Genomic DNA, 18,802 nt, shown 5'->3' with positions numbered 1-18,802 from the left:
GATCCGCTTCCGCTGAGAAACCGCTGAGGCGCTGAGAGAACCCTCAGGCTCGGCGGATCCGTCACGTCTCGTTGATCGCAGATGTCTGGACCACGTAGCGTGCGGTCGTGACGATCCGCGCGGTGCTGTTCGACTTCTCCGGCACGCTGTTCCGGCTGGAGCACGAGTCCTCCTGGTTCGACGGCCTGCTGGACGACGCCGGCGCGCCGATGGACGTGCGGGAGCAGGCCGAGCTGATGCGCAGGCTCACCGCCCCGGTCGGCGTCGCCGACGACTTGTCCGAGGAAATGCAGCTGGCCTGGGAGAAGCGCGACCTGGACCCTGAGCTGCACCGCGAGGTGTACGTCGCCACGCTGCGGGCGGCCGGGGTGACCGGCGAGGGCATGGCCGAGCTGCTGTACGAGCGGCTGCTCGACCCCGCCTACTGGCAGCCCTATCCCGACACGCTGGAGGCGCTGCGCCGCCTCTCCGACGCGGGGATCCCGGTCGCGGTGGTCAGCAACATCGCCTGGGACATCACCTCGGCGTTCGACCGGCACGGCGCGACCGTGCTGGTCGACGAGCTGGTGATGTCCTACCAGGAGGGCGTGATCAAGCCCGACCCCAAGATCTTCCTGCTGGCCTGCGACCGGCTCGGCGTCGACCCGGCGGACACGCTGATGATCGGCGACAGCGAGGAGGCCGACGGCGGCGCGGCCGCGGTCGGCAGCGTCGTGGCCATCGTCGAGCCGCTGCCGACGGCGCAGCGGCCGACCGCGTTGCTGGACGCGCTGACGGCGCACGGGGTCCTGTGACCCACACCGTGGGACCGTTCCTGCCCGCGTAGACGGTCCGGGGGCACATCGTCAAGCGGACGCCCGTACCATTCTGGCGTGAGCCTCCACCTGTACGACACCGCGACCCGGAGTATGCGGGAGTTCCACCCGCTGCGGAACGGAACGGCGTCGATCTACGTGTGTGGGGCGACCGTGCAGGGCGTGCCGCACATCGGCCACGTCCGCAGCGGCCTCAACTTCGACGTGCTGCGCCGCTGGCTGGCCCGCGACGGCGACGACGTGCTGCTGGTCCGCAACGTCACCGACATCGAGGACAAGATCCTCACCAAGGCCGCCGAGGCCGGCAGGCCGTGGTGGGAGTGGGCGGCCACGCACGAGCGCGCGTTCGAGTGGGCCTACGACGCGCTCGGCTGCCTGCCCGCTTCCATCTCGCCGCGCGCCACCGGGCACGTGCCGCAGATGGTCGAGCTGATGCAGCGGCTGATCGACAACGGGCACGCGTACGCGGCCGATGGCGACGTCTATTTCTCGGTGCGCTCGTTCCCCGAGTACGGCGCGCTGTCCGGGCAGCGGCTCGACGAGGTCAAGCAGGGCGAGTCGGAGGGCAGGGGCAAGCGCGACTCGCGCGACTTCACGCTGTGGAAGTCAGCCAAGCCCGACGAGCCGTCCTGGCCGACGCCGTGGGGCCGGGGCAGGCCAGGCTGGCACCTGGAGTGCTCGGCGATGGTGACCGCGTACCTCGGGTCCGAGTTCGACATCCACGGCGGCGGGGTCGACCTGGTCTTCCCGCACCACGAGAACGAGCAGGCGCAGTCGCGGGCGGCCGGTGACGGGTTCGCCAGGTACTGGATGCACAACGCCTGGGTCACCATGAGCGGCGAGAAGATGTCGAAGTCGCTCGGCAACGTGGTGTCCATCGAGCAGCTGCTCGACCGGGTGCGGGCGCAGGAGCTGCGCTACTACCTGGTCAACCCGAACTACCGGTCGACCATCGAGTACTCCCCGGCCGCGCTGGCCGACGCCGCGTCGGCCTACCGCAGGATCGAGTCGTTCCTCGGCAGGGTCGTGCAGCGCACCGGCGCGGTCGAGCCGGGCGCGCTGTGCGCCGAGTTCGTCGCCGCGATGGACGACGACCTGAACACCTCCGCCGCGCTGGCCGCCGTGCACAACGCGGTCCGCGAGGGGAACGCGGCGCTCGACGCGGGCGACGACAGGGGCGCGCGCGGCGCGGCCGGCTCGGTGCGGGCCATGACCGGCCTGCTCGGACTGGACCCGCTCTCGGACAGATGGCACGATGCGTCCACTGTGGATAGTGGCGCCGTGCGGGCGTTGGACGTCCTGATCAAGGCCGTGCTCGAAGAGCGGCAGCAGGCAAGGGCGGAGCGCGACTTCGTCCGTGCGGACCTCGTGCGGGACCGCCTGCTCGCCGCCGGAATCGCCGTCGAGGACACCCCCGACGGTCCACAATGGACATTGAAGGACGGCTGATGGCTGGCAACTCCAGGCGCAAGGGCGCGATGCGCAAGCCTGGCAGCAAGAAGGGCATGGTCGCCGGGTCCGGCGGCCAGAAGTCCAAGGGGCTCTACGGCAAGGGGCCGACGCCGCGCGCCGAGGAGCGGCCAGGGCACCCGAAGCAGCGTCAGGCCGCGATGAAGGCAAAGGTCGACCAGTCCAAGCAGCGCCGCCGCGACGCGAGCGAGTCCGGCCCCGAGACGGTGGCCGGCCGCAACCCGGTGGTGGAGTGCCTGCGGGCCGGCATCCCGGCGACCGCGCTGTACGTGGCCCTCGGCGTCGAGGCGGACGACCGGGTGGCCGAGGCCGTCCGGCTGGCCGCCGACCGCGGCATCTCCGTGCTGGAGGTGGCGCGCGGCGAGCTGGACCGGATCACCGGCGGCGCGCTGCACCAGGGCCTCGGCCTCCAGGTGCCGCCGTTCGAGTACGCGCACCCCGACGAGGTGCTCCAGCTCGCCGAGGAGTCCACCGAGCCGCCGCTGCTGGTCGCGCTCGACGGCGTGACCGACCCGCGCAACCTCGGCGCCGTGGTGCGCTCGGCCGCGGCGTTCGGCGCGCAGGGCGTGCTGCTGCCGCAGCGCCGCAGCGCGAGCATCACCGCAGTGGCGTGGCGGACCAGCGCCGGCACGGCGGCGAAGGTGCCGATCGCCATCGCCACCAACCTCACCAGGACGCTGCGGGACTGGGCCGCGCGCGGCCTGATGATCGTCGGGCTCGACGCGGACGGCGACGTGGACGTGGACGGCCTCGAGCTGGCCACCGGACCGCTGGTGGTCGTGGTCGGCTCGGAGGGTCGGGGCCTGTCCCGCCTGGTGCGGGAGACCTGCGACCAGACGGTGTCCATCCCGATGGCGGCCGGCGTCGAGTCGCTGAACGCCTCCGTCGCTGCGGGCGTGGTGCTCGCCGAGGTCGCCAGGAGGCGGCGCGCGGCCGGCCGCATCTGAGTCTGAGCTGGGCTTTTCCACCGCGCCCGCCGTCCCGATCCGGGGCGGCGGGCGCGGTACGTCGGCTAGGTCACGGTAGGAAACTGGCCAAGCTGGCGGAATGCGAGCACCGCGCGGATTAGAGTCGCTGGCCGTCCCCTAGTTGCAAGGCCAGGTCATGTCCTTCGCTACCCCGCTGTTCCTCTGGTACTTCATGCCCGCGGTGCTGCTTGCCGTGCTGGCGACGCCGAGGAGCTGGCGCAACGGGGTGGTCGCCGTGGCGAGCCTGGTGTTCTACGCGGCCGGCGCCGGGGCGACGACGCTGCTGCTGCTCGGCTGCATGGCGGTGAACTACCTGGCTGGCCCGGCGCTGGAGGTGCGCCGCGAGGAGCCATGGCGGCGCAGGCGGCCGCTGCTGATCGCGGTGGTCGGCATCGACCTCGCCGTGCTGGTGGTGTGGAAGTACGCGGGCTTCGCCACGCAGCAGTTCGCCAACCTGGCCAAGGTGTTCGGCGCGGACCTCGCCGTGACGCACCTGGCGCTGCCGATCGGCATCTCCTTCTACACCTTCCACCACATCTCCTACGTGGTGGACATCTACCGGGGCGAGCGGACGGCGCAGCGCAACCCCGTCTCGTTCATCGCCTACATCGCGATGTTCCCGCAGCTGGTGGCGGGCCCGATTGTGCGGTACCGGGAGATCTCCGACCAGCTGCCGCAGCAGCGCACGCACCGGCTGGACGACATCGCCGCCGGGTTCCCGCGCTTCGCGCTCGGGCTGTGCAAGAAGGTCATCGTCGCCGACTCGATCGCGCCGCTGGTCGACGCGTGCTTCGCGACGCACGGCGCCGACCTGACCTTCGGCACGGCGTGGCTCGGCGCGATCGGCTACACACTCCAGATCTACTTCGACTTCTCCGGCTACTCCGACATGGCGATCGGCCTCGGCCGGATGCTCGGGTTCCGGCTGCCGGAGAACTTCGCCAGGCCGTACTCCTCGGTGACGGTCACGGAGTTCTGGCGCCGCTGGCACATGTCGCTGTCCAGGTGGTTCCGCGACTACGTCTACATCCCGCTCGGCGGCAACCGGCGCGGGGTGGCCAGGACCTACCGGAACCTCGGCATCGTGTTCGTGCTGACCGGATTCTGGCACGGCGCGAACTGGACGTTCCTGATCTGGGGCCTCTACCACGGCGGGCTGCTCGTGCTGGAGCGGCGCATGCGCTGGGACCGCACCCCGGCCGCGAGGGGCAAGCGTCTCGCCAGGCGGGCACTGACCATGGTGCTGGTGGTGTTCGGCTGGGTGCTGTTCCGGTCCGCCGACATCGGCGAGGCGCTGAACCTGTTCGGGCACATGCTGGTGCCGGACTTCGACGGCGTCAGCAGGACGGTCGCCTCGGCGGCCACCAACCAGCGGGTGGTCCTGCTGCTGCTCGCCCTGGTGATCGTGGTGCTACCGACGCACCCGGTGACGGGGCCGTTCATCGAGTCCTCGCGCAGCAGGGGCGCGATGGCGGTGCGGATCGCGGTCATGACGGTCGGCGTCGTGTACGCGTCGATCCTGGTCGCCGCCGGCACGTTCAGCCCGTTCCTCTACTACCAGTTCTGATCCCCTGCGACGGCGGGCCGCTCACCTGCCCTGGTCGCGCAGCACGTCTAGGTCGACCTCGCCGGTGATCCCGGCGACGTGGGCATTGCCGTGCAGCTGCCAGATCAGCCAGTCGACGTCCGGTCGGGCCTCGGCGCGCAGGTACCACAGCGGGCGGGCGAGCGGCTGGCGCACCGGGTACATGACGTCGAAGTCGTCGCCGACGTACAGCACGACCTTCCGTGACCAGGCCGCCTCGACCTTGTCCAGGAACGCCGCGATCTCGCGCTGGATCACGGCCCGCTCGGGGCGCGCCGCGCAGTTGCCGGCCAGCTCCAGGTCGAGCGCCGGAGGCAGCGCGGTGGGGTCCGGTGGCGCGGTGTCCAGGAAGAACTTGGCCTGTGGTTCGCCGGCCGAGCACAGCGAGAAGAAGTGGTAGGCACCGCGCGGCAGGCCCGCCCTGCCCACGCCCGCCCAGTTGTTCGCGAACGTGCGGTCGAGGAAGTCCTCGCCCTCGGTCGCCTTGACGTAGGCGAAGGAGACGTCGTCGGCGGCCACCTTGGGCCAGTCGATGTCGCCCTGGTGGGCCGACACGTCGATGCCGTAGCGCTCCCCGGAGCGCAGCGCGGGCCAGCCCTTCGACGGCTTGGTCGGGTGGGCCAGCCACCAGACGCCCGCGACCGCCGCCAACACCATCGCGACGCCCGCGACCAGCAACCAGCGCCTCGCCATGAAATCCCCCAGACCACCCGAAACCACCCGATTGGCGGCGGGCCGAGCATAGGCGACCGACGCGGCGGGTCTCGACGGTGCGAGCGGACCCGCCCGCAGAGCACTCGCCTGTCGGCGGGTATTTCGGCCCGGTCGCGTCGCGCCCGGCGCGGGTTACCCGCTCACCGCGAGCCGCCGTCGACGCCATGCGACTCGACATCACTGGTTCCAGGTTCGAATGGCGGTCTTGTCCGACAAATCCTTAGTCACTGTGCGAAGTCGTCGACACAGTTGGGCTTTTCCGGTATCAATCCGAGTTCGCAAATTTATCGGCAACCCGGGATTCAACTACTATCTGTCACCTATATGCTCCGTTCAGGTAAACCCTGAGGTAGGGAGGGGATTGACCTACCACCAGCTTCTACCGTTCTTGCAGGCGAAACGGTTACTTCGTGCGGGGGTAACGTGACTCGGTCACCAGCGCGGTCACGCCGGGAGGCGGCGTGAGACAACCGGGTGCCCTCCGTGCCGTGATCGGCTGCCGCGAGTTCAGCGGGCTGTGGATCTCGGCGACCGTGTCGACGGCCGGCGACCAGCTCGCCGCCGTCGCGCTCTCCCTGCTGGTTTTCGAGCGAACCAGGTCACCGGCCTGGACGGCGCTGACCTACGCCATGATGACGCTGCCGACGCTCGTCTCCGGGCCGTTGCTCGCCTGGATGGCCGACCGCTACCCGCGCCGCGCGGTGATGCTCTGCTGCGCGTGGCTCCAGGCCGGCCTCGTCGCCGCGATGGCGCTGCCCGGCACCCCGCTGCCCGCGATGATCGCCCTGCTGATCGCCGTCCAGATGGTGGCCTCGCCGTTCCTGGCCGCCCAGGAAGCCACGTTGCCGCTGGTGTTGCCCCCAAAACACTACGACGACGGGATAGCGCTGTTCGGCTCATCGGCCGACCTGGCGCAGATGGTCGGGCTGGCCAGCGCCGGGGTCGTCGCCACCGCGTTCGGTCCGCACGTCGCGCTCGCCGCCGACGCGGTGACCTTCGTGTTGGTCGCGGTGCTGGTGCAGGTCACCGTGCTGCCCCGCCCCGCTGCCGCCCCGGTCCGCGTCCGCAGGGTGACCCCGGACGGTTCGCCGGCGCCGCACGCCCCGCTCGACGGCGGCGCGCTCGGCCTCATCTTCGGCAGCCCCCGGCTGCGCAGCATTCTCGGCCTCCGGCTGCTCGCCGGCTTCGCGATGGTCCCGCAGGGACTCGCGGTGCCGCTCGCCACGCAGCTACGCGCCCCGTGGGCCGCTGGCCTGATCCTCGCGGTCGAACCGGCCGCGAACGTCCTCGGTGTGCTCCTGCTCTACCGGCTCGTGCGCGACGAACGCCGGCGGGAACGCCTGGTCGGGCCGCTCGCCGTGCTGTCGCTCGCGCCCCTGGTGGTGCTCGCCGCCCATCCCAACCTGGTCGGCACCGTCACGCTGCTCGCGCTGGCGGCCATGGCCGGGGCCTATCACACGCCGGCCCGCTCGGCCTGGGGCCGCATCATGCCCAACGCCTACCGGGGCAGGGCGCACGGCATCGCCCGCACGGCGTTGCGCGCCAGCCAGGGCGGCGGAATGGCGCTGGGTGGGGTCCTTGCCCAGCTCCTCGGTTCCGTCAGCACTGCGGTCGCGGGCGCTGGCGGTGTCGGTGTGCTCCTGGCGCTGCGCGCGGCGCTCGGCTGGAACCGGGCGCGACGCATCGCGAACGCGGAGGTGACGACGTGAAACGCCTTCACCGGCACGCGCGATTACGAGGCAACACGCCCAGTTCGGACGATGCCCGCTGCGCAGCGGGAAACGGCCGGCCGACTCACCACTCACGGTCCTTACGCACGGTGCTCACCTCCCGGGCGACAACTGAAAAGACGACGGACTTCGACGGTGTCTGTTCACCACTCGCGGTCCTCGCGCATGGGACTCACCTCCCGGACGTCGACGCAGAAGAGGGGGGCTCCAATGGGATTCACCACTCACGGTCGTAACGCACGGCACTCACCTCCAGCCATTCCTGGGGACGCGCAGCCACTGTCCGTAGCTGGCTTGGGTTGTGTCGCTGGCGACCGCGTCGAACAGACCCGGTTGAGTAGGATTTTGACCGGCCAGCGCCATATTTGGGGTAACCGTACGCTCACAGATCCGCGCGCCTGGCAGCTGTGGTCACTCCCCGGCAAGGCCGTCGCCTATGTGCTGTGTTTCGAAGTGGCCGTCCTGGCCGGCGTGGTGTGGCTCGTCGCGACCGGCGGCGTGCCCGGTCACGCTGACTGGCTGCGGTTCGGCACCCTCGCTGCCGCGATAGTCGTGCACCTTTCCGTGGTCAAACGGGCCGAGGAGGACCGCCGCGATTCGGCCGCGGGGCCACATTTCACACTCACCTCGGTCTGGATGTTCGCCGCCGTCGTCGTGCTGCCTGCGGCGCTCGCCGTGCTCGTCGCGGTGCTGATCCGCGCGCTCACCTACCCGATCGCCCGCCGCCAGCCCTACCGCTACCTGTTCAGCTCGGCCGAGATGCTCGGCAGCATGCTCGCCGCGAGCACGCTGGTCCGCGTCACCGGCGTGCAGGCCCACGCTGGTGTGACGGGTCTGCGCGACCTGCTCGTCATCGCGGTGTTCGTGCTGGCGGGCGCGGTGTACTACGGCGCGCAGGCGCTGGCCGTCGGCGGCGCGATGAAGCTGACCCTGCCGGCGACGGCGTGGCGCGACGTGCTCGGCACCCGGTCCGAGAACCTCATGGAGATGATCACCCTGGCCGGCGGCGCCATTCTCGGGCTGCTGATGTCGGGGCACTGGGCCGCGCCGCTGCTGGTGGTGCTGCCGCTGAGCTACGCCAACCGGATGCTCGACGACGCCCGCCAGCGCCAGCAGCACCTCGAGCGGCTGGTGCGCGAGCAGTACCAGGCGCACCAACGGCTCAGCAAGGACGCGCACACCGACTTCCGCACCGGGCTGCTCAACTCCAACGGGCTGGCCGAGCAGGCGGGGCGGCTGGTCACGCGATGTCGCGAACTCGGCAACGAGGTCACCGTGCTGGCCATCGACCTCGACCACTTCAAGCGCATCAACGACAGCTGGGGCCACCCGGCCGGCAACGCGGTGCTCGCCGAGATCGGCCGGATCCTGCGCGAGAAGCTGCGGCCAGGCGATCTCGCGGGGCGGGACGGCGGCGAGGAGTTCGTCGTGGTGCTCGCGGACACCACCCTCGCGGCCGGGGTCGCCGCGGCGGAGCGGATCAGGCACGCCATCGGCGCGCTCGCGGTGCCGACCACCGACAAGCACAGCAACGCCATCACGCTGCTCGGGCGCGGCGAGGCCACCCCGGCCGAGTGCCGCGACGAGCTGCGCGCCATCTCCGCGTCGATCGGCGTCGCGTCCATCCCCACCTGCGGCGCGACCATGGCCACCGCGCAGCACGTCGCCGACACGGCGCTGTACGAGGCCAAGGAGAACGGCCGCAACCAGGTGCGCGCCGCGGAGGTCGGCGAGGTCGAGAAGCCCGTGCCGGCCCCTAGGTCCGGGGACCAGGTGGAGTCGGCCCTGTTCTGAGCCCCGAGCGGGCGCGCGCCACGGGTCCCTGCCGTGGCCGCGCTACGCGTCCCCTGCCGTCGCCGCGCCCTCGTCCGCCTCGCGCTCGTCCGCCGCGGCCGCCCGCTCGTCCCGCACCGCCATGAGCGCGAACCCGAGCAGGTTCTCGCCGCGCCACCGGCTGGGCGAGGCGGCGCGCTCGTCGTCGGCCGCGAGGCCGATCCCCCACACCCGGTCGACCGGGCTCGCCTCGACCAGGATCCGCCGCCCGGTGCCGCGCAGGTAGTCGAGCAGCTCAGGATGCTGTCCGAACTTGGCCCGGTTGGCGGCCACCACCAGGTCGAACCGGTGCCTCGCCCACACGTCCTCGGCGAACCCCCGCACCTGCCGGCCGAGCGCCTTGGCCTCCCCCGGCGAGCTGGCGTCGAGGATCCTGGCGACCATCCGCTCGTGCCCGAACAGCCGCGCCTTGCCCGCCATCATGTAGTGCTCGGCGGTGGCGTAGGCGACGCCGTCCACGGTGAACCGCGCAGGCCACCACTGGCTCAGGCAGCCCGGCCCGACGCCGCCGCCTGTCTGCGGCCGATGCCCCCAGAAGAACAGGAACTTCAGCCGCGCACCCCGCCGCTCGGCCGCCACCAGCTCCGCCACACTGCGCGGATTCGTCGTCGCGTCGCCCATCCACCCACTCTCGCCTGCCGAAGGTCACCGGGGCGACGGCTTTTCCGGCGACGTGTGGGACGCCACGAAACCGGGGTTCGGGGCATCCCCCTCGGCCGGCCGGGCTAGCGTGGGGTCGTGACAGCGCCCAACCAGCAGCCTCCGTCGCTGCCGCCGCTGCACGAGTCGCGGCTGCCGAACGTGCACCCGCTGTACCGGCCGAGGCACGGCGGTCACCAGTGGGTCGCGCTGGTCTGCGCGCTGGTCTTCTTCGTGCCGCCGGTGCTGGCGCTGCTGCTCGGCGCGCGCCCGGTCGAGTTCGAGAACCGCAAGCTCGCCGACTTCCCCAGCCTCGGCGCGGACTTCTTCCCCGGGCTGTCCCGGTGGGCGACCGACCACCTGCCTTTCCGCCCCGACGCGGTGCACGCCGCCAACGGCATCAGCCGGGGCGTCTTCGGCGAGCCCGCGCCGTTCAACCAGGGCCACAACGACCAGGCCGGTCCGTTGCCGGCGCCGAGCCCGGAGACCGAGACGCGGCCGGCGGTGCCCAACGGCCCCGACCCGAACCGCCCCAACCTCAACGACCCCAACCTGTACCGCAAGGTGTTGGAGGGCAAGGACGGCTGGCTGTACTACGGCTTCGACGCGGACGCCAAGTGCACGCCTGCCAAGCCGCTGGACGAGACGATCCAGCGGATCCAGCGGCTGCGGCAGGTGGTCGAGGCCTCCGGGCGGAAGTTCGTCTTTCTCGTCGCCCCGGACAAGTCCACGATGGAGCCGGACAAACTGCCGGACTCCTTTGCCGGCAAGGACTGTTGGGACGCCGCGAGCACGACGTTCTGGCAGCGGGTGCCGACGGAGACGGGCGCGATCGACGTCCGTCCCCGGTTGATCCAGACCGAGCAGGCCGTGCACCACCCGGTCTACCACCAGCTCGACACGCACTGGACCGACGAGGGCGGCATCGCGATGGCCAGGGTCGTCGCCGAGCGCCTCCAGCCGGGGATCACCGGGACCTGGCGGACCGAGCAGGGCAAGGAGTGGGCGAGCTACGCCGACCTGCCGCCGCTGCTGGGCAGCAGCGGCGCGAACCGGGGCAACTACTACAGCCTCGAACCCGACGGCCACGACAACCGCACGCAGGAGCTGAGGTCGGACTACAACAAGTCGATCGTGCACTTCGGCTCGGCCCCGACCACCGGGACCATCGCCGACCGGGTCGGGCTGCTCGGCGACTCGTTCACCCAGCCTGCGGCGCGCTACCTCGCCGCCGCGTTCAACGACATCCAGCTCGCCCACTACGGGATGCTGAGCACGAACCCCGACGACGTGCTGCGGATGCTCGACAGCCAGCAGACGATCGTCGTCGAGATGGTCGAGCGGACGGTCACCAACGGGAAGGCCGAGCTGCTCGACCCGGCGATCATCGACCGGATCGGGCAGGAACTGGCGAAACACCCGGTGCGCTGACCGCCCTGCGGTCGCGGGAGCGGCGGGCGCGGGCGGCACCGATCACCCGGCAGGCCAGGTAGATCACGAACGAGATGACGGTGACGAAGCCGCTGATCGGCAGGCCGGGCGCGAGCGAGAGCACGATGCCGCCGAGCACGGCCGTCTCGGCGAACACGACGGCGAGCACGGTGGCCAGCACCGGGTTCGCGGTGACCCGGCAGGCCGCGGCGGCCGGCGTGACCATCAGCGACAGCACCAGCAGCGAGCCGACGGTCTGCACGCCGAGCGCGGTCGCGACGCCGACCAGCACCGCGAACAGCGGCGACAGCAGCCGGACGGGCACCCCGCGCGCGGTGGCCACCTCGGCGTCGACGCTGGCGAACAACAGCGGCCGGTAGATCACCGCGAGCACGGCGAGCACGCCGACGGCGCACCAGCTCAGCAGTTGCAGGCTCGCCGAGTCCACGCCGACGATCTGGCCGACCAGCAGCCCGAACTTGTTGCCGGCCCTGCCCTTGTAGAAGGACAGCAGCAGCACGCCGACGCCGAGCCCGAACGCGAGCAGGACGCCGATCACCGAGTCGCGCTCGGAGTCGCGCAGCCCGAGCAGGCCGAGCAGCAGGGCCGCGACCACGGCGCCGGCCAGCGCGCCGGTGCCGATGCTGAAGCCGAACAGCAGGGCGGCGGCGGCCCCGGTGAACGCCAGTTCGGCGGTGCCGTGCACCGCGAAGGACATCTTCCTGGTCACCACGAGCGGGCCGAGCAGCCCGGCGACGAGCCCGAGCACGGCGGCGGCCAGCAGCGCGTGCTGCACGAAGTCGAGGCCGAGCAGGCTGCCGGTGAGGCCGAAGTCAAAGAGCTTGTCCACGTCAGTGCTCCCCGAGGTGGTGCGGCTGTGCCACCCGGCCGAGGCTGAGCAGGCTGCCGGTGAGGCCGAAATCGAGGAGCTTGTCCACGTCAGTGCCCCCACGGTGGTGCCGCTGCGCCACCCGGCCGAGGCCGAACGGGCCGCTGGTCAGACCGAAGCCGAAGAGCTTGTCCACGTCAGTGCTCTCCCAGGTGGTGCGGCTGCTCCACACAATGCGGTCCCTGCGCGCCGACCACCAGGATCTGGTCGCGGACGCGAACCACCTCCACCGTGGTGCCGTACAGCTCGGACAGCGTCTCCGAGGTCATCACCTCGGCGGGCGGGCCGACCCGGAACCGGCCGTCCACCAGGTAGAGCACCCGGTCGACCAGCGGCAGCACCGGGTTGATCTCGTGGGTCACGAACAGCACCGCGGTGTTCGCCGCGCGCCGCCGACGGTCGATCAGCTCGCTGACCACTCGCTGGTGCGCGAGGTCGAGGGACAGCAGCGGCTCGTCGCACAGCAGCACCTCGGGGTCGCCGACGAGGGCCTGCGCCACCCGCAGCCGCTGCTGCTCGCCGCCGGAGAGCAGGCCGACGGGCTGGTCGGCGTAGTCCGTCGCGCCGACGGCCGCCAGCGCCTCGGTGACCCGCCTGCGCCGGTCCCTGATGCCGCGCAGCCCGACGCCCCAGCGGTGCCCGTCGAGGCCGAGACCGACGAGGTCGCGGCCGCGCAGCGTGACCGAGGTGTCCATGGACCGCTGCTGCGGGATGTAGCCGATCCGCCGGTCACCCCGACCCGGCGTGCCGCCAGCCACCTCGACGGTGCCGCCGGACAGCCCCTGGAGGCCGAGCAGCACGCGCAGCAGGCTGGTCTTGCCGGAGCCGTTGGGCCCGAGCACCGCGAGGAACTCGCCTGGCCGCACGTCCAGGTCCAGCCCGTCCCACAGCAGCCGACGCCCGTAGGACAGGCGCGCGCCGCGCAGCCTGACCGCGTCCCGGTCCGTCGACGGCTCGGCCGGCCTCGGCGAGGCAGGCGCGATGCTCTGGTCGGCCGTCATTTCGCAGCCAGTGCCTTGGCCAGTTCGTCAACCTGCTTGGTCATCCAGTCAAGGTAACCCGCGACCCCGGCCGGCAGCGTCTCGGTCACGCCGACGACGGGCACCCTGGCCGTGCCGGCCTTGTCCGTCAACTGCCTGGTGATGGTGGACTCGGTCTGGGTGTTGTTGACCAGCACGGCGACCTGCCGGCCGGCGATGAGGTCGCCCGTCTGGGCGACGGCCGCGGCGGACGGGTCGGTCTGCTGCTCGATGGCCTTGGCGAACTCGGCCGGGGTCACGTCCTGCACGCCGCTCGCGGCCAGCAGGTAGTCGGGCACCGGCTCGGTCACCACGGCCTTGCTGCCGGGGTGGTCGACGCCGAGCTGCTTGGCCTTGCCGAGCAGCGCGTCGAGCTTGCCGTCGAACTCCTTGGCGTTGCCGGCGAAGGTGTCCTTCTTGTCGGGGGCGACGGCCGTGAGCTGCTCGGCGACGGAGTCCGCGACCTTGCGCACGGTGGTCAGGTCGTACCAGACGTGCTCGTTGCCGCCGGCCGGCTTGCCGGACAGGTCGAACGCGGCGATCTTCTTCGCGTCCTTGCCGGCCGAGCCAAGCAGCTTGGTGAAGAACTCGTCGTAGCCGCCGCCGTTGTAGATGGCCACCTTGGCGTCGTTGAGGGCGACGGCGTCGGTCGGCTTGCTGTCGTAGGAGTGTGGGTCGGCGGAGGGATCCTCGATGAGCGACTTCACCTCGACGGCGTCCCCGCCGATCGCCTGCGCGACGCTGCCCCACACGTTGGTCGAGGCGACCACCTTGATCTTGCCGTTCGAAGCGGTGTCCTGGCTGGCGCCGCCGCAGCCGGACAGCACGAGCGCGCCAATGGCCAGGCCGGCGACGGCCGCACCGATCCGCGTGTGACGGACAGTCATCAGGGCACTCCTCGGCAGGTCACGATCAGGTAATGGAAACCGTTGTCGAGTTCAGTTTAGAACGGAGTGCCGACGAGAATCCACCGACCGGGTGTTAGCCCCGCCACCCACCGGCGCAATGCGGACAACGCGGACACCAGCAGGCCGATGCAAGCCACGGCGTCGCCCACGACGCACCGCGACCAAAGGCCGATGGCCCCCACCCTGTTCGGGCGGAGGCCACCGGAGTCACTGCCGGACGGAACGAACTCACGCCTCCAGGCGGTCGCCGCTCTCCGGGTGGAACAGGTGGATCTCGGTGGTGTCGCGCACGGCCACCTTGACCTGCTGACCGAGGGTCGGCGGCGTGCGGCCGTCGACGCGGACCACGAAACGCTCGGTGCCCTCGCCGATCTTCACCGCGCCGTGCACCAGCGCGTCCGCGCCGAGCTCCTCGACCAGCTCGACGGTCATGTTCATGCCCTGCTCCTCGGAGCTGACCAGCGCCAGCGCCTCGGGACGGATGCCGAAGGTGACCTCGCCGAGGCTCTCGCCGGACGCCTTGTCCAGGGCGGCCCGCGACAGCGGCACCACGATGCCGTCGAGCTTGGCGCCCTCGGCGGTCAGCGGCACGGTCTTGAGGTTCATCGCGGGCGAGCCGATGAAACCGGCGACGAAGGCGTTGGCCGGGTGGTCGTAGAGCGCGCGCGGGGTGTCGCACTGCTGGAGCAGGCCGTCCTTGAGCACGGCGACCCGATGCCCCATCGTCATCGCCTCGACCTGGTCGTGCGTGACGTAGATCGTCGTGGTGCCCAGCCGCTGCTGGAGCGCGGCGATGTTCGCGCGGGTCTCCACACGGAGCTTCGCGTCCAGGTTGGACAGCGGCTCGTCCATCAGGAACACGCTGGGCTCGCGGACGATGGCCCGGCCCATCGCGACGCGCTGCCGCTGGCCGCCGGACAGCGCCTTCGGCTTGCGGTCGAGGTACTTGGTCAGGTCGAGCATCTTGGCCGCCTCGGCGACCTGCTCCTTGATCTGCGCCTTGGCCACGCCGCGCAGCTTCAGCGCGAAGCCCATGTTCTCCGCGACGGTCATGTGCGGGTACAGCGCGTAGGACTGGAACACCATCGCGATGTCGCGGCCCTTCGGCGGCACGTTGGTGACGTCCTTGCCGCCGATCTCGATGGCGCCCTCGTCGACGTCCTCGAGGCCGGCGAGCATCCGCAGCGCGGTGGACTTGCCGGAGCCGGACGGCCCGACCAGCACCAGGAACTCGCCGTCGGCGACGTCGAGCTGGAGCTGGTCAACCGCGCGCACCGGCGGGTTGCCCGAGAAGATCCTGGAGGCGTTGACGTAGGCGACCTCTGCCATGGGGCATCCCTTTCACTGCTCACTGCCCAACCGCGCAACCCTGCGCCGCGCGCTGCGTTTGCGGCAAAGCTAACGATTGAAAGCGCTTACGAGAACACCTCTCCGCCACCGAATTGGTGTGGACCGCCAAGGGTGACGAACCGGTCACCCCTTGACGCTGCCCGAGGCCAGCCCGGTCACCAGGAAACGCTGCACCAGATAGAAGACCAGCACCGCGGGGATCGCGACCAGGATCGACGCGGCCGCGAGATGCCCCCACTCCGTGCGGTTCTGCTGCACGAACACCTGCAACCCCACCGCGAGCGTCTTGGACTGGTCCGACGCCGACAGGAAGGCCGAGGCGAACGCGACCTCGCCCCACGCGGTGAGGAAGGAGTAGAACGCGGTGACCGCGAGCCCCGGCGTGGACAGCGGCAGCACCAGCCGCCAGAACACGCCGAACGGCGACAGTCCGTCCATCCGGCCCGCCTCGTCGATGTCCGACGGGATCGTGTCGAAGTAGCCCTTGAGCATGTAGGTGCAGAACGGCACCGCGGTGGTGCAGTACACCAGCACCAGGCCGATGCTGGTGCCCTGCAACCCGATGGCGATCAGGATGTTGTAGAGCGGCACGATCAGCACCGCGAACGGGAACATCTGCATCACCAGGAAGGACAGCATCAGCGGCCGCAGCCCGGGAAAGCGGAACCGGCTCACCGCGTAGCCGGTGGTCGCCGAAAGGAACACCGCGATCACCGTGGTCAGCAGGGCGATCAGCACGGAGTTGCCGAACCAGGCGAGGAAGTCGCCCTTGGCCCCGGACAGCACGTCCGCGTAGTTGTCCAGGCTGGAGTGGTCCACCAGCTTCGGCGTCGCCTCGACCGCCCGCGAGTCCGGCTTGAACGAGGTGACCAGCACCCAGAACACCGGGAACACGGCGATCAGCGCGGCGAGCACCAGCGCCGCGTGCAGGCCGACGCTGGACAGCCGGGACCGCCTGCCCCGCCGTCCGGCGACCCTCGTCCGCGCGGCCTGCGCCGCCACCCGCAGCGCTGCGGCATCCACGGTCACGTCACCACACCTCCCCCTGTTTGCGCAGCGCCCGCCGGTACACCGTGGCGAACACCAGCAGCACGGACAGGATCAGCACGCCGTAGGTGCACGCGATGGCGTAGTCCCGCGACGCCCCGGCGAAGAACCGCTCGAAGGCGTAGGTGACCAGGATCCTGGTGTTCGGGTTCTGCCCGGTGACCAGGTAGATCACCGGGAACATGTTGAAGGTCCAGATGATGCCGAGCAGCACCACCGTGCTGGACACCGAGCGCAGGCCGGGCAGCGTCACGTGCCGGAACCGCTGCCACGGCGTCGCACCGTCCATCTCGGCCGCCTCGTAGAGGTCGGCCGGGATCGACTGGAGACCACCGAGCAGCGCCACCATCATGAACGGCACGCCGAGCCACACGTTCACGATGACGACGGCGAGCAGCGCGAGGTCGGACTGGCCGAGCCAGACCGGTCCCGGCAGGCCGACCGCCCGCAGCACCTGGTTGACGATGCCGAACTGCGCGTTGAACATGTATTTCCAGGCGAACGCGCTGATGAACGCCGGCACCGCCCACGGCACGATCAGCAGCACTCGGTACAGCGCCCTGCCGCGCACCTGGCGGTTGAGCAGCATGGCCAGGCCGAGGCCGACCGTGTAGTGGCAGAACACGCAGCCGAAGGTCCACACGAGGGTGCGCAGCAGCGTCGACCAGAACGCGCCGTAGCTGGAGTCCCCGGACAGCACCTTCAGGTAGTTGCGGAAGCCGACGCCGACGTAGCTGGCCGCGCGGTCCAGCACCGGGTTGGCGATGTTCGCCTCGTTGATGTTGGTGAAGGTGAAGTAGACGCCCTGCGCCAACGGATAGAGCACGAGGACCGCGATGACCACCACGACGGGCAGCACCATCGCGTAGGCGTACCAGTGCCGATCGAGGAACCTGCGCACCGCACTCTCCTTCACGGCGGGCGGTTTCCGTTGTGTGGCAACGGAAACCGCCCACCAGATCAGCCGATGGCGTAGTCGGTGACGACCTGGTCCTTGTAGGCCTTGGCGACCTCGTCCAGCGCGACCTTGGGGTCCTTCTTGCCGGCGAGGACGTCCGCGTAGGCGGTCTTGAGCGGGTCGAAGAGCTGGCCGCCCTCGGGGATCCACGGGCGGGAGTGCGCCTGCGTGATCACCGGCTTGAACGCGGTCACGGTCGGCTGCGCCTGCACGTCCGCGTTGTCGTAGGCCGACTTCCTGGTCGGCAGCAGCCCGAGCTCCTTGGCGACCTGCGCCTGCGACTCGACCGTGCTCATGCACTGGACGAACTTGACCGAGGAGTCCTTCGCCTTGGTGCCCTGGCGGATCACGTAGTCGTGGCCGCCGACCGGGGCGCTGCCCTTGCCGGCGGTCGCGCCGGGCACCGGTGCGATGCCGAGGTTTGTCTTGTCCTTGAACGCGTCGCCCTTGAGGTAGTCGGCGACCGACCACGGGCCGTTGACGACCATCGCGACCTGGCCAGAGGAGAATGCGGCCTGCATGTTGTTGTAGGAGTTGCCAGGGTCGAGCGCGGTCTGCGCGGCCTTCGCGTCGAGCAGGCCCTTCGCGACCTGGAGGCCCTGCACGTTCTGGGCCGAGTTGACCACGATCTTCTTGGCCGAGGTGTCCAGCAGGTCGCCGCCGGCGCCGTAGAGGAACGGCAGCGCGTAGTAGGCGTCGTTGTTGAGGAAGAAGGACTTCTCGCCGCCGAGCTTCGCGGCAGCGGACTTCAGCTCGTCCCACGTCTTCGGCGGGGTGACGCCGGCGTCGGCGAGCAGCTTCTTGTTGTACATCAGGGCGAGCGAGTCGGTGACCTGCGGGACGCCGTAGCTCTTGCCCTCGTACTTGGTGGAACCCAGTGGCACGTCGAGGAAGTCGCTGGTGTCCTTGGCCAGGTCGGTCCCGGACAGGTCCTGGATCAGGCCGTTCTTGGCCAGCTGGGAGACCCAGGCGACCTCGGACCGGAACACGTCGGGGCCTTGCCCGCCCTGCGCCGCGGTCTTGTAGTTGTTCAGCGCCTGGTCGAAGGCGACCTGCTGCACGTCGACCTGGTAGCCACCCTTGCTGGCGCACGCTTCGGCGATCTTCTTGAACACCGGGGTCTCGCTGGGGCCGCTGGTGTCCCAGAAGACGACCTTGCCGGAGTCGGCGCCGCTGGTGGCGGTGCCGCCACCGCCGCAGGCGGTGAGCACGAGCGCGCCGGCAACTCCGGCCGCTGCCGCTTTGAGGATGTTTGCCGTGAGGGTGTTACGTCGCATCGTTGCTGTCGTTCCCTCCTGCTGGCCGGTCCGCGTCCCGCTGGTGGTCGAGGACCGGGGCGTTGCAAGGATTTGCGTCAAGGCTGACGCGGATTTCATACCCGAACGTGTCCCTCGGTCAAGGCTTTCGACGTAACCAAGCCGTAACGGAGGCACATGACCGGACGAC

17 protein-coding genes are annotated in these 18,802 nt (G+C 70.5%); 7 read left to right on the top strand and 10 right to left on the bottom strand.

Annotated elements, in window-relative coordinates; all coding sequences use genetic code 11:
• Window positions 1-107 precede the first annotated feature (107 nt).
• From F0L68_RS13885 to F0L68_RS13870, 4 genes are all read left to right on the top strand, one after another.
• Window positions 108-794 (top strand): HAD family hydrolase, encoded by a 687-nt coding sequence (locus F0L68_RS13885; protein ID WP_149849938.1) that lies wholly within the window; start codon window positions 108-110, stop codon window positions 792-794.
• A 78-nt stretch (window positions 795-872) separates the two neighbouring features.
• A complete protein-coding gene (cysS, locus tag F0L68_RS13880) occupies window positions 873-2,264 on the top strand; it encodes a cysteine--tRNA ligase (protein ID WP_149849937.1) in 1,392 nt (463 codons plus the stop codon).
• Complete coding sequence (gene rlmB / locus F0L68_RS13875; protein ID WP_149849936.1) at window positions 2,264-3,232, top strand: 23S rRNA (guanosine(2251)-2'-O)-methyltransferase RlmB; 969 nt, start codon at window positions 2,264-2,266, stop codon at window positions 3,230-3,232. The genes cysS and rlmB overlap by 1 nt, the downstream gene beginning before the upstream one ends.
• A 157-nt stretch (window positions 3,233-3,389) precedes the next feature.
• Window positions 3,390-4,820, top strand: a complete 1,431-nt coding sequence (locus F0L68_RS13870) for an MBOAT family O-acyltransferase (protein WP_149849935.1) — start codon at window positions 3,390-3,392, stop codon at window positions 4,818-4,820.
• 21 nt (window positions 4,821-4,841) lie between these two features.
• Here the strand turns inward: F0L68_RS13870 and F0L68_RS13865 are convergent, their stop codons facing one another.
• The gene (locus tag F0L68_RS13865) at window positions 4,842-5,531 is read right to left on the bottom strand and encodes a GH25 family lysozyme (RefSeq protein ID WP_149849934.1); all 690 of its coding nucleotides are present in this window, start codon (window positions 5,529-5,531) and stop codon (window positions 4,842-4,844) included.
• A gap of 482 nt (window positions 5,532-6,013) precedes the next feature.
• On the opposite strand from F0L68_RS13865, the gene F0L68_RS13860 reads away from it, so the two are divergent.
• Together F0L68_RS13860 and F0L68_RS13855 are read left to right on the top strand one after the other, a co-directional pair.
• Complete coding sequence (locus F0L68_RS13860) at window positions 6,014-7,261, top strand: MFS transporter (RefSeq protein ID WP_149849933.1); 1,248 nt, start codon at window positions 6,014-6,016, stop codon at window positions 7,259-7,261.
• Window positions 7,262-7,720: 459 nt separating this feature from the next.
• Window positions 7,721-9,076 (top strand): GGDEF domain-containing protein, encoded by a 1,356-nt coding sequence (locus F0L68_RS13855; RefSeq protein ID WP_223198766.1) that lies wholly within the window; start codon window positions 7,721-7,723, stop codon window positions 9,074-9,076.
• A gap of 42 nt (window positions 9,077-9,118) precedes the next feature.
• Here the strand turns inward: F0L68_RS13855 and ybiA are convergent, their stop codons facing one another.
• Window positions 9,119-9,736 (bottom strand): riboflavin biosynthesis intermediates N-glycosidase, encoded by a 618-nt coding sequence (gene ybiA / locus F0L68_RS13850; protein WP_149849931.1) that lies wholly within the window; start codon window positions 9,734-9,736, stop codon window positions 9,119-9,121.
• 117 nt (window positions 9,737-9,853) lie between these two features.
• On the opposite strand from ybiA, the gene F0L68_RS13845 reads away from it, so the two are divergent.
• Window positions 9,854-11,185 (top strand): alginate O-acetyltransferase AlgX-related protein, encoded by a 1,332-nt coding sequence (locus F0L68_RS13845; protein WP_149849930.1) that lies wholly within the window; start codon window positions 9,854-9,856, stop codon window positions 11,183-11,185.
• Here the strand turns inward: F0L68_RS13845 and F0L68_RS13840 are convergent.
• The 8 genes from F0L68_RS13840 to F0L68_RS13810 form a co-directional block, all read right to left on the bottom strand.
• Window positions 11,139-12,035: a metal ABC transporter permease gene (locus tag F0L68_RS13840; RefSeq protein WP_149849929.1), complete on the bottom strand. Its 897-nt coding sequence runs from the start codon at window positions 12,033-12,035 to the stop codon at window positions 11,139-11,141. The genes F0L68_RS13845 and F0L68_RS13840 overlap by 47 nt on opposite strands.
• A gap of 1 nt (window position 12,036) precedes the next feature.
• Complete coding sequence (locus F0L68_RS42330) at window positions 12,037-12,210, bottom strand: hypothetical protein (RefSeq protein WP_188316556.1); 174 nt, start codon at window positions 12,208-12,210, stop codon at window positions 12,037-12,039.
• Between the two features lies 1 nt (window position 12,211).
• Window positions 12,212-13,075, bottom strand: coding sequence for a metal ABC transporter ATP-binding protein (locus F0L68_RS13835; protein WP_149849928.1), 864 nt, complete (start codon window positions 13,073-13,075; stop codon window positions 12,212-12,214).
• Window positions 13,072-13,980, bottom strand: coding sequence for a metal ABC transporter solute-binding protein, Zn/Mn family (locus F0L68_RS13830; RefSeq protein ID WP_149849927.1), 909 nt, complete (start codon window positions 13,978-13,980; stop codon window positions 13,072-13,074). Before F0L68_RS13830 ends, F0L68_RS13835 begins: the two co-directional genes overlap by 4 nt.
• A 249-nt stretch (window positions 13,981-14,229) precedes the next feature.
• Complete coding sequence (locus F0L68_RS13825) at window positions 14,230-15,330, bottom strand: ABC transporter ATP-binding protein (protein WP_149849926.1); 1,101 nt, start codon at window positions 15,328-15,330, stop codon at window positions 14,230-14,232.
• Window positions 15,331-15,474: 144 nt separating this feature from the next.
• Window positions 15,475-16,380 (bottom strand): sugar ABC transporter permease, encoded by a 906-nt coding sequence (locus tag F0L68_RS13820; RefSeq protein WP_149849925.1) that lies wholly within the window; start codon window positions 16,378-16,380, stop codon window positions 15,475-15,477.
• A gap of 1 nt (window position 16,381) precedes the next feature.
• Window positions 16,382-17,260 carry a carbohydrate ABC transporter permease gene (locus F0L68_RS13815; RefSeq protein ID WP_149850059.1) on the bottom strand — a complete coding sequence of 293 codons (879 nt, stop codon included), beginning with the start codon at window positions 17,258-17,260 and terminating at the stop codon, window positions 16,382-16,384.
• Window positions 17,261-17,358: 98 nt separating this feature from the next.
• On the bottom strand, window positions 17,359-18,633 hold the full coding sequence (locus F0L68_RS13810) for an extracellular solute-binding protein (protein ID WP_149849924.1): 1,275 nt from the start codon (window positions 18,631-18,633) through the stop codon (window positions 17,359-17,361).
• Between the last annotated feature and the right edge of the window lie 169 nt (window positions 18,634-18,802).

It is taken from the genome of Solihabitans fulvus (assembly GCF_008386585.1).
GTDB lineage: Bacteria > Actinomycetota > Actinomycetes > Mycobacteriales > Pseudonocardiaceae > Solihabitans > Solihabitans fulvus.
The sequence above is the reverse complement of the archived record's forward strand: the minus strand, read 5'-3'. Positions and strand labels throughout refer to the sequence as shown.

What these genes read in the sequence shown, in the direction of transcription:
- rlmB (WP_149849936.1), top strand. Translation starts at nt 2,264, where the DNA reads ATGGCTGGCAACTCCAGGCGCAAGGGCGCGATGCGCAAGCCTGGCAGC.
- F0L68_RS13870 (WP_149849935.1), top strand. Translation starts at nt 3,390, where the DNA reads ATGTCCTTCGCTACCCCGCTGTTCCTCTGGTACTTCATGCCCGCGGTG.
- F0L68_RS13865 (WP_149849934.1), bottom strand. Translation starts at nt 5,531, where the DNA reads ATGGCGAGGCGCTGGTTGCTGGTCGCGGGCGTCGCGATGGTGTTGGCG.
- ybiA (WP_149849931.1), bottom strand. Translation starts at nt 9,736, where the DNA reads ATGGGCGACGCGACGACGAATCCGCGCAGTGTGGCGGAGCTGGTGGCG.
- F0L68_RS13835 (WP_149849928.1), bottom strand. Translation starts at nt 13,075, where the DNA reads ATGACGGCCGACCAGAGCATCGCGCCTGCCTCGCCGAGGCCGGCCGAG.
- F0L68_RS13830 (WP_149849927.1), bottom strand. Translation starts at nt 13,980, where the DNA reads ATGACTGTCCGTCACACGCGGATCGGTGCGGCCGTCGCCGGCCTGGCC.
- F0L68_RS13825 (WP_149849926.1), bottom strand. Translation starts at nt 15,330, where the DNA reads ATGGCAGAGGTCGCCTACGTCAACGCCTCCAGGATCTTCTCGGGCAAC.
- F0L68_RS13815 (WP_149850059.1), bottom strand. Translation starts at nt 17,260, where the DNA reads ATGGTGCTGCCCGTCGTGGTGGTCATCGCGGTCCTCGTGCTCTATCCG.
- F0L68_RS13810 (WP_149849924.1), bottom strand. Translation starts at nt 18,633, where the DNA reads ATGCGACGTAACACCCTCACGGCAAACATCCTCAAAGCGGCAGCGGCC.